This window comes from Rhodanobacter sp. Soil_C_14 (genome assembly GCF_057657335.1).
Map to the genome: position 1 here is coordinate 47,384 of NZ_JBDGIQ010000002.1, position 18,994 is coordinate 66,377.

10 protein-coding genes are annotated in these 18,994 nt (G+C 69.8%); 1 reads left to right on the forward strand and 9 read right to left on the reverse strand.

The features are described from left to right. Nucleotides 1–40 precede the first annotated feature (40 nt). Entirely contained in the window at nucleotides 41–805 is a 765-nt protein-coding gene (locus AC3A56_RS05810; protein WP_487769658.1) for a TerC family protein, read from the forward strand. Here the strand turns inward: AC3A56_RS05810 and AC3A56_RS05815 are convergent. The 9 genes from AC3A56_RS05815 to ppc form a co-directional block, all read right to left on the reverse strand. Then, the gene (locus tag AC3A56_RS05815) at nucleotides 802–2,115 is read right to left on the reverse strand and encodes a sensor histidine kinase (protein WP_056716864.1); all 1,314 of its coding nucleotides are present in this window, start codon (nucleotides 2,113–2,115) and stop codon (nucleotides 802–804) included. The genes AC3A56_RS05810 and AC3A56_RS05815 overlap by 4 nt on opposite strands. Nucleotides 2,116–2,152: 37 nt before the next feature. Next, nucleotides 2,153–3,556 carry a sigma-54-dependent transcriptional regulator gene (locus AC3A56_RS05820; protein ID WP_056716867.1) on the reverse strand — a complete coding sequence of 468 codons (1,404 nt, stop codon included), beginning with the start codon at nucleotides 3,554–3,556 and terminating at the stop codon, nucleotides 2,153–2,155. Nucleotides 3,557–3,611: 55 nt separating this feature from the next. Beyond that, nucleotides 3,612–6,026, reverse strand: a complete 2,415-nt coding sequence (locus AC3A56_RS05825) for an ADOP family duplicated permease (RefSeq protein ID WP_056716868.1) — start codon at nucleotides 6,024–6,026, stop codon at nucleotides 3,612–3,614. Further along, nucleotides 6,023–8,473, reverse strand: coding sequence for an ADOP family duplicated permease (locus AC3A56_RS05830; protein WP_056763890.1), 2,451 nt, complete (start codon nucleotides 8,471–8,473; stop codon nucleotides 6,023–6,025). Before AC3A56_RS05830 ends, AC3A56_RS05825 begins: the two co-directional genes overlap by 4 nt. A gap of 34 nt (nucleotides 8,474–8,507) precedes the next feature. After that, the gene (locus AC3A56_RS05835; protein ID WP_487769659.1) at nucleotides 8,508–10,943 is read right to left on the reverse strand and encodes an ADOP family duplicated permease; all 2,436 of its coding nucleotides are present in this window, start codon (nucleotides 10,941–10,943) and stop codon (nucleotides 8,508–8,510) included. Nucleotides 10,944–11,020: 77 nt separating this feature from the next. Continuing rightward, entirely contained in the window at nucleotides 11,021–13,453 is a 2,433-nt protein-coding gene (locus AC3A56_RS05840; RefSeq protein ID WP_487769660.1) for an ABC transporter permease, read from the reverse strand. Next, a complete protein-coding gene (locus AC3A56_RS05845; RefSeq protein WP_056716876.1) occupies nucleotides 13,450–14,214 on the reverse strand; it encodes an ABC transporter ATP-binding protein in 765 nt (254 codons plus the stop codon). The genes AC3A56_RS05840 and AC3A56_RS05845 overlap by 4 nt, the downstream gene beginning before the upstream one ends. 64 nt (nucleotides 14,215–14,278) lie before the next feature. Then, the gene (locus AC3A56_RS05850; RefSeq protein ID WP_487769661.1) at nucleotides 14,279–15,532 is read right to left on the reverse strand and encodes an efflux RND transporter periplasmic adaptor subunit; all 1,254 of its coding nucleotides are present in this window, start codon (nucleotides 15,530–15,532) and stop codon (nucleotides 14,279–14,281) included. A 676-nt stretch (nucleotides 15,533–16,208) separates the two neighbouring features. Next, the gene (ppc, locus tag AC3A56_RS05855) at nucleotides 16,209–18,914 is read right to left on the reverse strand and encodes a phosphoenolpyruvate carboxylase (protein ID WP_487769662.1); all 2,706 of its coding nucleotides are present in this window, start codon (nucleotides 18,912–18,914) and stop codon (nucleotides 16,209–16,211) included. Nucleotides 18,915–18,994 lie beyond the last annotated feature (80 nt).

Sequence of the window (18,994 nt, forward strand, 5' to 3'; positions counted from 1 at the left end):
ACCAGCCTGTCCTGCAGCCACCCACCTCAAAGAGATCCCCATGGAATCACTGGCCAATCCCGAAATCTGGATCGCCCTCGCGACGCTGACCTCACTGGAGCTGGTGCTCGGCATCGACAACATCATTTTCATCTCGATCCTGGCGGGCAAGCTTCCGCCGGAGCAACGGGACAAGGCGCGCCGCCTCGGCATCGTGCTGGCCGCGATCACCCGGCTGGGCCTGTTGATGGCGATCGCCTGGATCGTCGGGCTGACCGCGCCGCTGTTCTCGCTGTTCGGCCACGCCTTCTCGTGGCGTGACCTGATCCTGGTCGGCGGCGGCCTGTTCCTGATCGGCAAGGCCACCCACGAAATCCACCAGAAGCTGGAAGGCGCCAGCGAGCAGGTGACCGTGGGCGCCGCCACCGCGACGTTCGGCGGCGTGATCGTGCAGATCATGATGCTCGACATCGTGTTCTCGCTGGACTCCATCATCACCGCGGTAGGCATGGTCGACGAGCGCTGGGTGATGGTCACCGCGATCCTCGCCTCGATCGGATTCATGCTGGCGTTTGCCCGGCCGATCGGCGAATTCGTGGAGCGCCATCCCACGGTCAAGGTGCTGGCGCTGAGCTTCCTGATCATGATCGGCCTGGTGCTGGTGGCCGATGGTTTCGGCCAGCACATTCCCAAGGGCTACATCTACGCCGCGATGGCCTTCTCGGTGTTCGTGGAGCTGATCAACCTGTGGATTCGGCGGCGCGCGAACCGGCAGGTGGCGCCGGTGGCGCTGCACGAGAAGTACACCGAAGGCGACGCCGGCTAGTCGCGCGCCAGCTCCAGCGGCAACCACAGCTGGGCGACGGCTCCGGGCGCGCCTTCGCGGGCGCCCAGGCTGACGCCGCCTTCGTGTGCTTCGGCGATCTGCCGCACCAGGGCCAGGCCGATGCCGGAGCCGCCGGGCTTGGTGGTGAAGAACGGCACGAACAGGTTGTCGCTGCCGGGCAGGCCGGGGCCATCGTCGAGGATCTCGATCAGCACACGCTCGCCCTCGCTGCGCCAGCGCATCACCACCTCGCCCTTGCCGTCGAGGCTCGCCTCGACGGCGTTGCGCAGCAGGTTGATCAGCGCCTGTTCGAGCTGGTCGGGATCGGCCTGCAGCGACAGCGGCGGCCCGTCTTCGACGCGCACGACGAGGCGCTGCTCCAGCCGCGCCACCGCCGCGATGCGCTCGGCCAGGTCGACGCTCCGCTTCTGCGGCGGCGGCAGCGCGGCCAGCTTGCTGTAGCCGGCCAGGAAACGGGCCAGCGATTCGGCGCGGTTGCCGATCACCTGCAGGCCGCCACGGGCATCCTCGCGCCAGTCGTCGGGAAGCGGTTCGCGCGCGACCAGGCTGGCCAGCGTGCCGGCCAGCGAATGGATCGACGCCAGCGAGTTGTTGACCTCGTGGCCAAGCACGCGCAGCAGCCGCTGCCAGGCCTGGCGCTCTTCCTCGCGCAGCGCGCGGCCGACGTCGTTGACGACCAGCAGCTGGCCGTTGCGGCCTTCGTTGCGCAGTGGCGCGTGGCGAATCTCGAAGCGGCCGCTGCGGCCGGGAAACACGTGCCGCACGACCTGCGCCGATGGCGCGGCGAGCAGCGCATCGAGGCCCAGTTCGTCCGCGCGGCGACCCATCAGCGCATGGCGCTCGCCGGTGAGCAGGCGTTGCGCGGCGGGATTGAGCAGGCGCAGGCGGACGTCGCTGTCGAACACGAACACGGCGCTATCCAGCGAGGCCAGCGTCTTGCCCAGCAGGCGCGCCGAATCCTCCGATTGCAGGCGCTCGCGCTGCAGCCGGTCGGCCAGCGCGTTGATGTCGTAGATCGCCTCGCCCAGCACGCCGCCGCTCACCCCGCGCAGGCTGTAGTCACCTTCGCGCAACGCTTCGAGCAGGCCGACCAGGGTGTATAGCGGATACACCACGCGCCGGTGCTGCCAGCGGGCGAGCATCGCGGTGAGCACCAGCACGGCGACGGCGAGCAGCCAGCACAGTTCGACCTCGGGCCGCCCCGTCAGCAGCACGATCGCCAGCGCCGCCAGTGCAGGCAACGCCACCAGCCAGCCGCCGGACAGCACGCGCCGCTCGAATGCGGGCATGCGCGCGCGGCGCCGCGATGACGCCCTGGCCACGGGTTCAGCCATCGTCGTCACTGGCGGGATCGCGCAGCGCGTGTTTTTCCATGCGCCGGTAAAGCGTCTGGCGGGTGATCCCCAGCGCATCGGCGGCATGCTGCAGGTTGCCATCGTGGCGTTCCAGCGCGCGTCGCACCAGATGCGCCTCGGCCTGGTCGATGGTCATGTCGTCGAGCTCGGTCGACGCCGCCGCCGTGCCGCCACCCGGGCCGGGACCGAAAGCCAGCGCCGAGTCGCTGACCAGATCCTGCTCGGCCAGCAGCGCGGCGCGTTCCATCAGGTGGCCCAGCTCGCGCACGTTGCCCGGCCAGCGCCAGGCCAGCAGCGCGCGCTCGGCCGACGGCGCCAGGCGCAGATCGTGACGGCCATAACGCACGGCGCTGCGTTCGAGAAAGCTGCGCGCCAGTGGCAGGATGTCGTCGCGGCGTTCGCGCAGCGGCGGCAGGCGGATTTCCAGCGTGTTGAGCCGATACAGCAGGTCCTTGCGGAAGCGCCCCGCCTCCACCTCGACGGCCAGGTCGGCATTGGTGGCCGAGACCAGCCGCACATCCGCGCTCTGCGTGCGCGAGGAACCCAGCCGCTCGAACTCGCCATCCTCCAGCACGCGCAGCAGCTTCGGCTGCTGCGAGATCGGCACGTTGCCCACTTCGTCGAGGAACAGCGTGCCGCCGTCGGCCAGCTCGTAACGGCCGATGCGTTCGCTCTTGGCGTCGGTGTACGCGCCGCGCACGTGGCCGAACATTTCCGACTCGAACACGTTCTCGGCGATGCCGCCCATGTTGACCTTGACCAGCGCCTTCGCCGCGCGTCGCGACTGCGCGTGCAGCGCCTGCGCGATGACGCCCTTGCCGGTGCCGTTCTCGCCCAGCACCAGCACGTTGGCGTCGCTGGGCGCGACCCGCGCCACCAGCTCCATCACCCGGCGCATCGCCGGCGACTCGGCGATCAACGCTTCGCCGCCACCGCGCAGCAGCGCGTTCTCCGCCTCCAGCCGGCGCTGCCGCCGCGCGCCCTCGCCCAGCGCGATCTGGGTGCGCACGATGCTGAGCACGCGCGCGTTGTCCCACGGCTTCTCGATGAAATCGCCGGCGCCGCGGCGCAGCGCATCCACCACCAGCGGCACGTTGCCCCACGCGGTCATCACCACCACCGGCAGCTCCGGCACGTGCTGGCGCAACGCATCGAGCAGGGCCAGGCCTTCCTCGCCCGAGGTGGTGTCGCGGGTGTAGTTGAGGTCGATCAGCGCGCAGCTGAAATCGCGCTGGCGCACCGCTTCCAGCGCGGCCGCCGGGCCGTCGACGCCCACGCTGGCGAAGCCCTCGGACTTCAGCAGCAGGCGCAAGGCTTCGCGCACGTCGGCCTGGTCGTCGACCAGCAGGACGGTGGGATTCGATTCGCGTGTCATGTCGTTCCGTTCACGGGTTCAGCAAAGCATATCGGCTCCGGCGCGCAGGAGCGCATCAGTCGTAGCGCAGCGCAATGGCCGGCGCCACGCGCAGCGCGCGAATCATCGGCAGCAGTGACGCAAACATCGCCACCAGCGCCACCACCAGCAGCACCGGCACGAACACCCGCATGTCATGCGCCTGCGTGTGCAGGTTGGGGTCGGCCAGCAGGCCCGACCACGGCCACGCCAGCAGCAGGCCGATGCCCAGCCCGAGGCCCAGTTGCCACAGCAACTGCCGCGCGACCTCGCGCACGATCGCGGCGTTGCCCGCACCGATCGCGCGGCGTATCCCGAATTCCCGCGTGCGCTGCGCCACCGAAAAGGCCAGCACGCCATACAGTCCGGCGGCCGCGAGGAGCAGCGCGATCAGACCCAGCGCGCTGAACACCTGGGTCAGCACCAGCAAGCCGATCCGTCCGGAAGCCATCAGGTGCGACTGGCTGTGCACGTAGTGCACGGCGGCCTGCGCATCCACGCTGCGCACCAGCGCCGTGAGGCGCGGCCCGTAGGCATGGGCATCCGCCCGCGTGCGCACGGCCAGGCCAACGGCGGCCAGCGGCGACATTCCTTGCGATTGCTGCAGCGGCACCAGGAATCCCGGCACCGATCGCTCCATCTGGGTATCCAGTTGCAGCGGCTCGATCACGCCGATCACGGTGACGGTGGTCGCCCACGGCTGCTCGGGATAGAGCACCAGCGATTGGCCCACCGCCTCCTGGCCAGGCCACAGTGCGACGGCGGTCTTGTGATCGATCACCGCGACCGGCTGGCTGTCGGCACGATCGCGCGTATCGAAGAACCGGCCGGACAGCAGGTGCACGCCGTAGGTGTCGAGGAAGTGCCCGTCGACGATACCCATCTGCGCTTCGGTCCAGCCGCCGGACGGACGCGAGCGTCCCTTCGCGCCGATCATTTCGTGGCTGCCCAGCCGCGCGCCGGGCACGGTGTTGGCCACCGTGGCATCCAGCACCTGCGGGTCCGCGCGCAGGCGTTCGGCCAGCGTGCTGAAGAAGCGGATGCGCTGCTCGTCCTTCGCATACGCTTTCGGCGGCAGCGCCACCTCGGCGGTCAGCACATGGCTGGCATCGCCACCGCCGGCCGCGGGCACCGCCAGCAGCTGGTTCAGCGAGCGCACGAAGGTGCCGGCGCCGACCAGCAGGACCACGGTCAGCACGATTTCCATCACCACCAGGCTTTTGGCGATACGCGCGAACGCGCCGCCCGATCCCTTGCTGCCTTCGCGCAACGCATCCTGCATGTCGGCGTGCGAGGCGCGCCACGCCGGTATCAGTCCGGCCAGCGCCGTGGTGAAAAACGCCACGGCGACAGCGAACATCAGCACGCCGCCGCTGATGCCGAAGTGCTGGAAGCCGGGAGCCTGCCGGTCCGCCGTCATGTAGGCGGAAATGATCCAGCGATTGCCCCAGTGCACGATCGGCAGCGCCAGGGCCAGCGACATCATGCCGAGCATCAGGCTCTCCGCCAGCACGCCAAGCATCAGCCGGCCACGGCTGCTGCCCAGCGCACTGCGCAAGGCCAGCTCGCGACGCCGGCTCAGGGTCTGCACCAGTTGCAAATTGGCCACGTTGACGCAGGCCAGCAGCAACACCAGCGCGGCGGCGGCGAACATCAGCCAGACCCAGCGCAGCATGTCTTCGGGTGCAAAACTCACCGCCAGCGGCTTGGCCGTCAGGGCCTGCTGCATCTGCCACGACCTCGACCGCTGCCGCAGCTGGCCGTCCAGCGCAAGCAGCTGCGAACGCGCCTGGACCAGGCTGACACCGGGCTCGAGCCGCCCGACCATGTACACGGAATCGTGCTGCCCTGCGCGAGGTTGCAGCGGCATCCACAGCTGGCTGACACCCGGAAAGCCGAACGCCGCCGGCAGCACGCCGACCACCGTCGCCCACTCGCCATTGACGCGCACGGCACGCCCGATCACCGCGGGGTCGGCGTCGAACTCGTGCCGCCACAAGGTCTCGCCGATCAATACCACCGGGGCGGCGTCGGGCACGTCGTCCGCCGCGCCGAAGCCGCGCCCCAGCAACGGCTTGACGCCGAGCAGATCCATCATCGACGAGGTCCACAAGGTGCCGCTGTAAAAACTGGTGCCGTTGCCATGGTCCATGCCCAGGCCGACCGGTGCATAGGCGCCATCCTCATCCAGTCCCTGCAGTCGGCCATGCAGGTCGAGGTACTGGCTGCTCTCGATATCGCCGATGCCGCTGCCGTTGTCGTGCACCTCGCCGATCGCCAGCAGCCGATCGGCATGCGGGAACGGCAACGGCTGCAGGACCAGGGTGTCGATCAGGCTGAACAGAAACAGCAGCACGCCCAGGCCGACACCCAGCATGCCGGTCGACAGACAGGTGTAACCCGGCCGCGCCAGCAACCGCCGCCATGCACCGCGAAATTCGCGCACGATCATTCCCTGCTCCCCCGCAACGCGCGCATCGGATGAACACGGCCGGCACGCAGCGCCGGCACCAGGCAGGCCAGCACACCGGCCACGGCCAGCACCGCGCAGACGCCGCCGATGGCCACCGGGTCGACCGCGCCGCGGCCGATGTCTTCGAGCACCGCGCGCAGCACGCCGGACAGTCCCAGCGCGAGGCCGACGCCCAGCACCAGGCCAAGCCCGATCTGCCACAGCCCGCCGCGCAGCACCAGTCGCATCAAGCGCCATGGCGAGGCGCCCAGCGCGCTGCGCACGCCGAACTCGCGTTCGCGGGCGGCCACCGCCACCGCCATCACCGCGTACATGCCGGCCGCGGCGAGCAGCAGCGCCAGCGCGGCGAAGATGCCGACCAACAACAGGTTGAGGCGCATGTCCGCAGTGGTGCTGCGCACGATGCCCTGCATGCTGCGTACGTTGGCGATCGGCTGGTTCGGCGCGACGGCGGTCACCGCCGCCGCCAGCGCATCGCGCCACGCGTTCGGGTCGCCATGGCCGCGCAGCGCGAAGCGCATCGGTTCGAAGCTGCGGAAAATCGCCATGGCGTTGTCGGTCATCTGCGCCAGCGGCACGTACAGCACTTCCGGCTGTTCTTCCAGCGGACCGAACTGGTTGGTGTCACCGACCACGCCCACGATCCGCGCCGACCACAGTCCGGCATGGTCGCCGCGCTCACCGCGCTGGATCAGCTTGCCGAGGGCCTGGCCGCCATAGTGCTTCTGCGCCATCGCCCGGTTGATGATCGCCACCGGCTCGCCGCCGCGGATATCGTTGCGACCGAACGTGCGCCCCTCATGCGTGGCGATGCCGAACAGCGCGAAGAAGTCGGGGTCGACGCCGCGGTACTGCGTGTTGAACATCTCCCCGCTACCGGGCAGGTGCAGGCCGCCGAGGTTGAACTGGCCACTCCACAGGTCCGCCGGAAGATTGGTGGTGGAGGTCACCGTGGTCACGCCGGGTATCGCGCGCAGACGTTCAAGCACGCGCGTCGACAGGCGCTCCACCGCGGCGGCGTCGGGATAGTCGGCCAGCACCGGCGCCAGCTCGAAGGTGAGGATGCCGTCGCTGTCGAAACCCAGCGGCGTGCGCGCGGCGTCGTACAGCGTGTGCAGGAACAGGCCCGCGGCACTGAGCAGCGCGGTCGCCAGCGCCACCTGGGCCACCACCAGCACGCGGCCCAGCCGACCGCTGTGCGGGCCCAGCCCGCTGCGTCCGCCTTCGCGCAGTTCGTCGATCCCGGTGACGCGGCGCCCGCGCCACAGACCCAGCGCCGCGGCCAGCAGCGCACCGCCCAGCCCGACCAGCAGGGCCAGCAGGGCCAGCAGCCATGTCGCGGCATCGAAATGCAGCCGACCATTCGGCAACCACTCCGCCGGCATGTGGCTTTGCAAGGCGCCAAGGCCGATCATCGCCAGCAGCATGCCGACCAGCGCACCGGCGACGCCGACCAGCAGCGCTTCGGCCAGCGCCGGCAATGCCAGCCGCGACATCGGCGCGCCCAGTGCACCGCGCACCGCGGCATCGTGGCTGCGCGACAGCGCACGCAGCAGCATCAGGTTGGTCAGGTTGACCAGGGCGATCAGCAACACGAACAGTGCACTGGCGAGGAACAGCGTCAGCACGTGGCCGGCATCGGCATGCTGCCAGGCACTGAACGGCTGCGCGCCGAAGTGGGCACGCCTCCAGTCATCGTTGCCCAGCGCGACGTACATCGCGTGCAGGCGCGTGTCGACCTCGGCCGCCACCGTGGCGGCGGCCACACCGGCGTTGGGGCGCAGCAGCGCCATGTAGTTGGTGCCGTCATTGACGGTGTTCGGCGGCAGCGCGGCGGGCAACACCACGTCGCCCGCGAAGCCCAGCGCGGCGAAGTCTTGCGGCAACACGCCGACGATGGTGCGCGGCGTGCCTTCGATCGAAATGCTGCGGCCGATCACGCCGGCGTCGCCGCCATAACGGCGCTGCCAGAAACCGTGGCCCAGGATCACCACCTGCGGCCCGTGCGGCCGGTCCTCCTCGGCGCTGAAGTTGCGACCAAGCTGCAGGGACAGACCGACCGTCGGCAGCAGGCCGCGATCGGCGTAGCTCGCCGGCACCAGCTCCGGCTGGCCGCCACCGGCGATGTTCAACTTCGGGCCATCCTGGATCAGGCCGAGCGATTGCACGCCTTCCAGCGACTGCATGTGCTGGTACTGCTGCGGCGACACCGCGCTGACATGGTCGCCGTTCCAGGGACCGGCCACCAGCAGCCGCGAGGCCTGCGGCACCGGCAGCGGCTGCAGCAGCACCTGGTCGATCAGGGTGAACACCGCGGCGGTGCTGCCGACCCCCAGCGCCAGCACGCCCGCAGCCAGCAGCAGGAAACCGGGACGCCGCAGACTCGCGCGCCAGGCACGCCAGATTTCCGCCAGCCAGATGTTCATCGCGAAAGCTCCCGCGTCATGTGCTTCATCGTCGCTACTCTCCGCGCAAGGCGCGCATGGGATCGGTTCGACCGGCGCGCAGCGCCGGCACCAGGCAGGCCAGCAAACCGGCGAAGGCCAGCACCACGCACACGCCGGCCAGCGCCCACGGATCGAAGGCGCGGCGACCGAGCTGCTCGATCAGCGCGCGCAACAGGCGGGTGAACACCAGCGCCATGCCGACGCCCAGCACCAGCCCCGCCGCGATCTGCAGCAGGCCGCCACGCAGCACCAGGGCGACCAGCCGCGAGGGCTGCGCACCGAGCGCCATGCGCACGCCGAATTCGCGTTCGCGCGCGGCCACCGCCACCGCCATCACCGCATACAACCCGGCCGCGGCCAGCAACAGCGCCAACGTGGCGAATACGCCGATCAACAGCAGGTTCAGTCGCGCGTCGGCGGTGGTCTGCTCGACAATGCTGCGCATGCTGCGCAGCCTGGCGATGGGTTGCTCGGGCGCCACCGCAGCCACCGCCTCGCGCACGCCGGCGCGCCAGTCATCCGGATTGCCGTGGCCGCGCACCGCGAAACGCAGCGGTTCCAGCTCGCGGAAGATCGCCATCGTGGGCGCCGGCAGTTGCGCCAGCGGCAGGTACACCACCGGCAGCGGCGGATGCAGCGGGCCGCGCTGCCAGGTGCGGGGCACCACGCCGACGATGCGCATGGGCACCGGTGCCGCATTGCTCACCTCGATGTCGAGCTGCTGGCCCAGCGCGCGACCGTGATACCACTGGTCGGCCAGATCCTGGCTGACGATCGCCACCGGCGCACCGCCTTGCTGGTCCGTCAGCGCGAAGTCGCGTCCCTCGCGCAGGTGCATGCCGAACACGTTGAAATAGTCCGTGCCGATGCCCTTCACCTGCGACTGGAATTCACCGCCCGTGGGCGTGCGCATGCCGTTGTTGAACGAGCCGAAGATGTCGTCGCTGGTGGGCAGGTTGGTGGTCACCGCCGCGGCGCTCACGCCGGGCAGGATGCGCAGGCGCTCGACCAGTTGCCGGGTCATGGCCAGCATCGACGCGGTGTCCGGATAGTGGCCTTTCACCGGCGCCAGTTCGAACGTGAGCACGCCGGTTTCCGTGTAGCCCAGCGGCTGCCGCGAGGCATCGCCGATGGCGCGCACGAGCAGGCCGGCGGCGCACAGCAGCACGGTCGCCAGCGCCACCTGCGCCACCACCAGGCCGCGGCTCAGGCGGCCACGGTCGATGCCGACGCCGCTGCGCCCGCCTTCGCGCAATGCCTCGACACTGGCCGCGCCCCGGTTGCGCAGCACGCCGAACGCGGCCGCCAGCACCGCGCCCAGCAAACCCATGCCGAAAGCGAGTTGCCAAGCCGTGGCGCCCACCTGCACCTGGCCGCCCCAGCGCCACGAAGCGGGAATGGCCCCCTGCAGCAAGGCCAGCCCGACCAGCGCCAGCGCCATGCCCGCCAACGCCGCCACGACACCGATGAGCAGGCCCTCCGCCAGCGCCGGCAGCAGGCTGCGCCAGCATGACGCGCCCAGTGCATGGCGTACCGCCACGTCATGCTGGCGCGCCAGCGCGCGCAGCATCATCAGGTTGGCCAGATTGACCAGGGCGATCAGCAACACCAGCGCCGCGCTGGCGAGGAACAGCAGCAGCAACGGCCGTGCCTCCTGCTGGAACGCGGCGGCATAGCCTTGCGCGCCGAAGCGCGGCTTCTTCCAGTTGCCGCCCATGCCCATGTCGCGAAACATCGTGCGCTCGGCGGCATCCACCTGCGCCGACGCGGTGGCGATGTCCACGCCATCGGCCAGGCGCGCGATCACCTGGTGGCCGTTGTGGTTGTAGTCGCGGCTCACCGCCGGCAACGCACTCGGCAGCACCACGTCGCCCGGCCCCAGCAAGGTGTTGAAGGCCGCCGGCAGCACGCCCACGATGGTGTGGGGCACGCCCTCCACTTTCAGCGTGCGGCCCACCACGCCCGGGTCGCCCGCGTAGGCGCGTTGCCACAGACCATGACCGAGCAGCACCGCCTTCGGCCCGTTCGGGCGATCCTCTTCCACGCTGAAATTGCGGCCCAGCGCAGGATGCAGCGCCAGCGTGGGCAACAGGCCGCGATCCATCTCGATCAGCGGCACCTGCGACGGCGCGCCCGCTCCGGCGATGTTCGCCGCGGTACCCATGTGCACCAGCCCCATCGACGCCAGCCCCGCCGGTGCCGCCAGCGACTGGTACTCGTGCGGCGAGATGGAGCCGACCTGCGCGTTGCCGTGCAGGGGTCCGATCACCACCAGCCGGTCCGCCTGGGGCGCCGGCAACGGGCGCCACAAGGTGTTGGCGATCAGCACGAACACCGCCACGCTGGCGCCGATGCCCAGCGCCAGCACGCCGCTGGCCAGCAGCATGAAGCCGGGCCGGCGCAGGCTGCCGCGCCAGGCGCGGAGGATTTCGGCAAGCCAGATACTCATGCGGACATTCCCCTGCGCCAGCCGTCGGTGACTCGGGAGCGCAACGGCATCGGGTCTTGCGACGTGACATCCACGGATCAATCCCCTTGAAGAACGCGCATCGGTTGCACCCGGCCTGCACGCAGGGCGGGCGAGAGGCAGGCAAGCACGCCGAAGGCCAGCAACAGCACGCAGATGCCGCCTGCGATCCATGGGCCGAGCAGCGCATGTGAGCCGAGTTGTGCGAACGAGGCCGCGAATATCCGCGGGAAGGCGGCGGCCAGGGCCAGCCCCAGCACCAGGCCGATCACGATCTGGGCCATCCCGCCGCGCAGCACCAGCGCGGCCAGTCTTGCCGGCGACGCGCCCAGGGCGGAGCGCACGCCCAACTCGTGTTCGCGCGCCGCCACCGCGACCGACATCACCGCGTAGAGGCCGACTCCGGCGAGCAGCAAGGCCATCGTCGCGAATACACCGCAGATCCAGATGCCGGTCTGCGCGCCACCCGATGCCTCGGCAACGATCGAACGCATGCTGCGCACCTGCGCGATCGGCTGCTGCGGCGCCACCGCGGCGATGACTTCGCGCAGTGCCTTGCCGTAGCCGGCGGCATCGCCGCGCACGCGCAAGGCGAAATGCATCGACTCGTTGCTGCGGAAGCCGGCCATCAGCGCATCGGGCATCTGCGCCAGCGGCACGTAAAGTTCCGCCGGCATCTTCGAATCGTCGCCCGGCGGGTAGGTGTCATCGACCACGCCCACGATGCGTGCCGTCCACGGCTTGCCCGGATGCACCGAGTCGTCCATCTGCACCTGCTGGCCCAGCGCCTTCCCGCCATACATCCGCTCGGCCATGGTTCGGCCGATGACGGCCACGGCCTCGCTGCCGCGTCCTTCCTGCGGCGTGAACAGGCGGCCACGCTGCAGGTGAATGCCGAACACCCGGAAATAATCCGCGCCCACGGCGCGATAGAGGACGAACGCCGGCGCGTCGCCGTGCGCGTGCGCGGCGATGCCGAAGGAGCCGAAGAAACCGTCCACCGGCAGGCTGGTGGAGGCCGTGGCGTCAAGTACGCCGGGTAGCTGACGCATGCGCTCGACCAGCCGTTGCGACAGCGCCGTCACCGCCTGCACATCCGGGTAGTCGGCCTGTACCGGAGCGAGCGCGACCGTCGCCACGTTGGTGTCGTCGAAGCCCCATGGCGCGCGGGCATCGTCCCAGGACTTGCGCAGGAAGATCCCGCAGGCACCCAGCAGCACCACCGTCAGTGTTACCTGCGCGATCACCAGTGCGCGGCTGAGCCGGCCCTGGTAATGCGTGGCACCGCTGCGGCCGCCCTCGCGCAGGTCGTCGAAGGAAACGATGGCGCGGGCACGCCACAGGCCCAGCGCCGCCGATGCCAGCGTCGACAGCAGCGATACCAGCACCACCAGCAGCAGCGTGTGCGTCCCCAGATGCAGCTCACCGCCGATGGCTTCGGGCGGAATGATGCTGCGCAACGCCGCCACGCCCAGCAGCGTCAACAACACGCCGAAGCCGGCACCCAACAGGCCCACCAGCAGGCTTTCGACGAACAACGGCGCACCCTGGCGCCAGCTTGGCGCGCCCAGCGCACTGCGCACCGCGGTGTCGCGCTGCCGTGCCAGTGCGCGCAGCAGCAACAGGTTCGCCTGGTTGACCAGGGCGATCAGCAAGACCAGCAACGCGCTGGCCTGGAACAGCACCAGCACGCGGGCACCCTGCACGTGCAAGGCGGTGTGATAGTCGGTGGCGCCGTAACGAAAGTGGTCGTCGCGTTTGTCGGGCGAACGGGCGGCATCCGCCCGCAATCGCGCATCCACCTGCGCACCCACCGCGGCAGGGTCCGCATCGTCGGCGAGGCGGGCGATCGCGAGATAGAGGTGCTGGTCGCCGGCACCATCGGGCGTCAACATGGCCGGCAGCATGATGTCGCCTCCCGTGCCCGCCGCAACGAAGGCCTCGGGAAGCACGCCGATGATGGTGTGCGGCGTGCCTTCGACTTTCAGGGTCCGGCCAATCGCGGCCGGATCGCCCGCGTACTGGCGCTCCCAGAAATCGTGGGTAAGCATGACCACCGGCGGCCCGTGCGGGCTGTCCTCGCCGGCAACGAAGTTGCGTCCCAGCTGCGGCTGCATGCCGAGCGTGGGCAGCACGCTGTGATCGGCGTAGGTGGCCTGCACCCGCTGCGGCACGCCATCGCGCTGGATGTTGACCACCGGCGTGGCGAACGCGAGCAGGCCGATCGAGCGCACGCCATCCAGTTTTTGCAGCTCCGCGTACTGCCGCGTGGAAACCCTTGGCGGCCACCGGGGCATCAGCTTGCCCACGGCCACCAGCTGTGATGCCTGCGGCAGCGGCAACGGCTTGAGCAGCACCTGGTCGATCAGGTTGAACGCCACCGCACTGGCCCCCACGCCCAGCGCCAGCACGCCGCTGGCCAGCAGCAGGAAGCCTGGCTTGCGCAAGCTGGTGCGCCATGCACGCCAGATCTCGGCCAGCCAGACTTTCACGCGTCGACTTCCACGCGCTGGCCGATCAAGGCGTCGATGCGCTGCTCGTCTTCGCGGCGCAGCCGCTCGAAGGTTTCCTCGTCCACCACGCGGCCGTCGAACATGCGGATCTTGCGCTGGGCCAGTTCGGCGTAGCGGCTGTCGTGGGTGACCATGCAGATGGTGGCGCCACCCTTGTGCAGTTCGTCGAGCAGGGCCATCACCGCCTCGCCGTTGCGCGAGTCGAGGTTGCCGGTGGGTTCGTCGGCGAGCAGGATCGCAGGCCGGCCGACCAGGGCGCGCGCCACGGCCACGCGCTGCTGCTGGCCGCCGGAAAGTTGCGCCGGGAAGTGCCGCATGCGGTGCGCCATGCCCACGCGCTCCAGCGCCTCCTGCACCCGCTCGCGCCGTTCGCCGGCACCGATGCCGCTGCGGTAGGTCAGCGGCAGCTCCACGTTTTCCTGCACGCTGAGGTCACCGATCAGGTTGAACGCCTGGAAGATGAAGCCGATCTCCGCGTTGCGGATGCGGGCGCGCTCGGCCGCGTTCATCGCGGCCACATCGTGCCCGTTCAACACGTAGCTGCCGGCGCTGGCCGTGTCCAGCAGGCCGAGGATCGACAGCAGCGTGCTCTTGCCGCAGCCGGATGGGCCAGAGATCGAAACGTATTCGCCCCGGCGGACGTCCAGATGCACGTCGCTCAAGGCGTGCGTTTCCACCTCATCGGCCTGGAACACCTTGCGGATGCCGCCGAGGGTGATGACGTTGCTGGTGTCGTTCATGCGGTCGTCCTGTTGAAGAAAAATCCGGGAAGATGTCGATCATGCTGCCGTGCCGCTGGTCGAGTCAGCGCAGGCGCAGCTGGTCATACTTGTCCCACTGGCTGGTGTCGGAAAGAATCACGCGATCGCCCGGCTGCAGGCCCTGCATTATCTGCACCCGATCGACCGAGGTGGCGCCCACCCGCACCTTGATGCGGCTGGCGGTGTTGCCGGAGGCGTCGAGACGGAACAGGCTGGCCTCGCTGTTCGGCTCGACCTGGGCCGGGCGACCCATCGACAGCACCTGCTTGAGTTCGGCGATGCGGATGCGGCCGTCCACGGAAAGATCGGGGCGCGCCCCGGCAGGCAGCGCGCCGGACGGCGTCACGTCCACCTGCACGCTGCCGTCCACCACCGCCGGATCGATGCGGGTGACGGTGCCGTCGATCATGCCGTTATAGGTGTTCACCTGGGCGGCCATGCCCAGCGCCACGTCCTTGGCCTGCACCTCGGGCACGCGCAGCCGGGCGATCAGCACGTCGCCGCGCGCCACCCGCGCCAGGTCCGCCCCGGCGGCCACCTGCTGGCCCTCCTGCACCGCGACCTGCTGCAAGGTGCCGGCGATGCCGGCGCGCACCTGCAGCGCATCGGCCTGGCGCTGGCGCAGCAGCAGGTTGCTTTGCTGCAGCTGCAGTTCCGCCCGCACCGCCGCCATCTGCGCCGCGATGCCGGCGCCGAACGCCTGCACGCGCTGCTGCTCCACGTCGGTCCGATGCTGCAGCTGTTTCAGCGCGATCAGCTCCTGCTCGTACTGCACCCGCGGAATCAGGTTCTTTTCCATCGCCTTCGCATCGGCCTCACTGCGCACCTTCGCCGAGGCGTAGTCGGCCTGGGCCTGGGCCAGCGAGGAACGTTCGTCCAGCAACTGCGACTGCAAGGCGGCCTGCTTCGCGGCCACCTGGGCCTCGGCCGCGGCGACCTGCGCCTGGGCATTGCGCAGGTCGCTGTCCACCTGCGGGCTGGACAGCCGCAGCAGCACCGTGTCGGCCTCCACGCGAGTACCCGGCCACACTTCGATCTTGCTCACCTGGGCGCTGGTCTGCGCCGCCAGCCAGTGGATGTCGCGCGGCACCAGGGTGCCCGGCGCACGCACCTCGCGCAGCATGTCGCCACGCTGCACGGTATCGATCCAGGCCGCGGACCGTTCCACCGTAGGCAGCGCCGGCCCGAGGTTGACCGCGCCGATGACGAGTCCCGCCAGCAGCAACACGCCGCCGGCGATGGCGAGTTGGCGGCGACGACGTTTGCGCTGGGCGGCGAGCGGGTTGGCGATATCCATGAGCCGGTCGGAGCAAGGGCCGTGCCACGCCCACAAATCGCCATTCCATGCGCTTCCGCGCATGCGCCGAAGCCAGGCTTCCCGTTGAATCCGGACAGTGGCGTCCGAACACGGACATTGGCAAAAGCATTGGCGCTTCCGTCGCATGTCGAGGTTCCCGACCTCCCCGGCCAGCCGGGAAACGTCCCCGTCGACCAACGAAACCTGGGCATTGACGTTCACCACGTCCTCAAAGAGAACGAAGCTCCTTGTGAGCGGCACCTGCCGTGCGCAGATGCCGAGCTTTGCTCCGCTTCGGCTTTGCTCCGGCTCTTCTGAAGAGTGCGGGCCACGATGGCCCGCTGCTCTACCCGGGGCCCCTCTGCAGCGGCGAGGCGGGGTCGACAGGCCGCGTAGCGGGAGCCGACAGGGATGTCGGCTCCTTTTCGCCAGGGCAGGATGCCCTGTCGAAAAGCCCGGCCCCGGCTCGCGAACCTTGCGGACAGGATGTCCGCAAGGCGCGGAAGCGGGGTGCCCCTCTCTTTGGTTACTTTCTCTCGGGCAAGCGAGAGAAAGTGACTCGCCCTCCGAAGGAGGACGAAAGCTCTTCGCTCTAAAACATAAAGCAGGCAAAAAGCATCGTCCGCGAGCAGGCTCCTACGCGGGAAGGCAGGCGGCGGGTGGGGTCTTCGTTGAATCAGCCGGTGTTCTGCAAACCCTGCGAGACGCCGTTGACACAGGCGACCAGGGCCTGCAGCACGGCGTCGTCGGTGCGATCGCCGGCGCGCCAGCGTTGCAGCAGGTCGACCTGCAGCAGGCTCATCGGATCGACGTAGGGATTGCGCAGGCGGATCGAGGCGGCCAGGCGCGGGTCGCCCTGCAGCAGGGCGTCGCTGCGCTTCAGTCGCAGCAGCCAGTGGCGGGTGCGGGCGAACTCGTCGCGGATCAGGCCGAAGAATTCGTCGTGCAAGGGACCGGACAGTTTCGAGAACGCCTCGGCGATGTCGAGGTCGCACTTGGCCAGCACCATCTCCACGTCGTCGAGCAGGTTGGCGAAGAACGGCCAGTCGCGCGCCATCTCGGCCAGCGTGTCCTCGCCGAATTCGCCGGCGCCGAGCTCCAGCGCGCTGCCCAGGCCGTACCAGCCGGGCAGGATCGAGCGGCACTGGGTCCAGGCGAACACCCACGGGATCGCGCGCAAGTCCTGCACGCCGCGCATGCTGCGGCGACTGGCCGGGCGCGAGCCCAGGGTCATCTGTTCGATCACGTCGACCGGGGTGGCGCTGCGGAAATAGTCGACGAAGCCTGCGCGCTCGACGAAGGCGCGGTAGGTCTTGCGGCTGGCCGCGGACAAGGCGTCCATCTGCTCGCGCCAGCGCTGTTCGCGCGGCTCGCTTTCGCGTGGACGCAGGCTGGCGCGCAGCACCGCACCGACCGTCTGTTCGAGGTTGCGCAGCGCCAGCGCGCGGATGCCGTACTTGCGATGGATCACCTCGCCCTGTTCGGTCACCCGCAGCACGCCGGCCACCGCGCCGCGCGGCGAGGACATCAGCGCCGGCGTGATGCGCGCGCCGCCGCGGCTGGCCGAGCCGCCGCGGCCGTGGAAGAAGGCCAGCTGGATGCCCGCTTCGTTCGCCACTTCGAGCAGTTCCACCTGGGCGCGTTGCAGGCCCCAGCGCGAGGCCAGCGTGCCGCCATCCTTGCCGCTGTCGGAATAGCCCAGCATAACCCACTGCTGGTCGCCGCGTGCGGCGAGGTGGCGACGGTAGACCGGATCGTCGAGCAGGGCCCGCAGCGTGGCCGGCGCGTTCTTCAGGTCGTCGACGGTCTCGAACAGCGGAGCAATGTTGAGCGGCACGTCCTTCGTCTCGTCGACCAACCCGCCCCGCCGCGCCAGCGCCAGCACCGCCAGCACGTCGGCGGCGCTGCGGGCCATGCTGATGATGTACAGGCCGGTGGCGTCGACGCCGTGGCTTTGCCGGCTGTCGCGCAAGGTGGTGAACACGGCTTGCAGCGATGTGGCGCTGTCATCGTCGCTGTCGGGAAACCTCGCCTCGCCGCTGGCGTACGGGCGCAGTCGCTCGGCGCGCTCGGCGCCATCGCGGCCGGCCCAGCCTGCATCGCCGAGCAACGCGGCCAGGGCGTCGTCGTGCACGCGCGAGTCCTGGCGCACGTCGAGTCGGGCCAGGTGGAAGCCGAAACTGCGCACACGGCACAGCAGGCGCTCGACCGAGTAGGCGCCGGCATGGACGCCGTGATGCTGCAGCAGGCTGTCGGCGATCAGCTGCAGGTCGTCGAGCAATTCCTGGCTGGACGCATAGCCGTCCGTTTGCTGGTCCTGGGTCAGTGCCAGCCGCGCACCGATCAGCTGCAGCAGGCAGCGGTACGGCATGTCGGCGTGCCGCGGGCGGATCTGTGCCGCGGCATCGGGAAAGCGCGTCCGGTAGTCCGCCACGCGCGCCAGCAGGGCGCCGGTGACCGCGACCCGGCCTTCGGTCTGGCTGAGCGATCGCGCCAGCGCGGCCACGTCTTCGCGATAGCGCTCGATGACCATCGTGCGCTGCGAGTCGAGGCAGTCGGCGATGGTGTTGGCACCCACGTTCGGATTGCCGTCCATGTCGCCGCCGACCCAGCTGGCGAAACGCAGCAACTGCGGCAGCTTGATCGCAAGGCCGTAGGTTTCCTGCAACGCCTGGGCCAGCGACTCGTACAGCGCCGGCACGATCCGGTACAGCGGGTTGGTCAGGTAGAAGTCCACGTGCTCGCGCTCGTCCTGCACGCTGGGCCGCACCGGCGAGGCCTCGGCGGTCTGCCAGCCGGCGGACAACGCCATGTAGATGCGCTGGTCGTCCTCGCGGCATTCCTGCGGCGTGCGCTGGGGATCGAAGCCATCGATCAGCGAGGCCACGATCGCCTGTTCCTTCTCCAGCAGCGAGCGACGCACGGCCTCGGTGGGATGCGCGGTGAACACCGGCTCGATCCACAGCCGGTCGAGCCAGCCGACCAGCTCGTCGGCGCCGACGCCTTCAGCCTTCAGCCGACCCAGCACGGCGAGCAGCGATTCGGGCTGCGGCGCGCTGCCCTCGCGCTGGTAGTCGCGGCGGCGACGGATGCGATGCACCCGCTCGGCGGTGTTGACGGCCTGGAAGTAGGTGGCGAACGCGCGCGCCAGCGCCTCGGCCTGGGCGGCGTCCTGGCCTGCCAGCGAGTCGGCCAGCTCGTCCACCGAAGCACCTTCGCGGCGGCGATGGATGGCCGCGATGCGCACCTGCTCGACCCGCTGGAAGAAAGCGTCGCCGCCCTGCTCGGCCAGCATCCGGCCGACCATCGCGCCAAGCCGGCTGACGTCCTCGCGCAGCGGGCCGTCCGGCGGCAGGAATTCGGGTTCGCGACTCTGTTCCACGCGGTGGCTCCCTGGCTGGTCAAGCCTCCAGCCTAACCAATCCTGATCCGGGAGACACCCGACGATGCGGCATAAGCTCA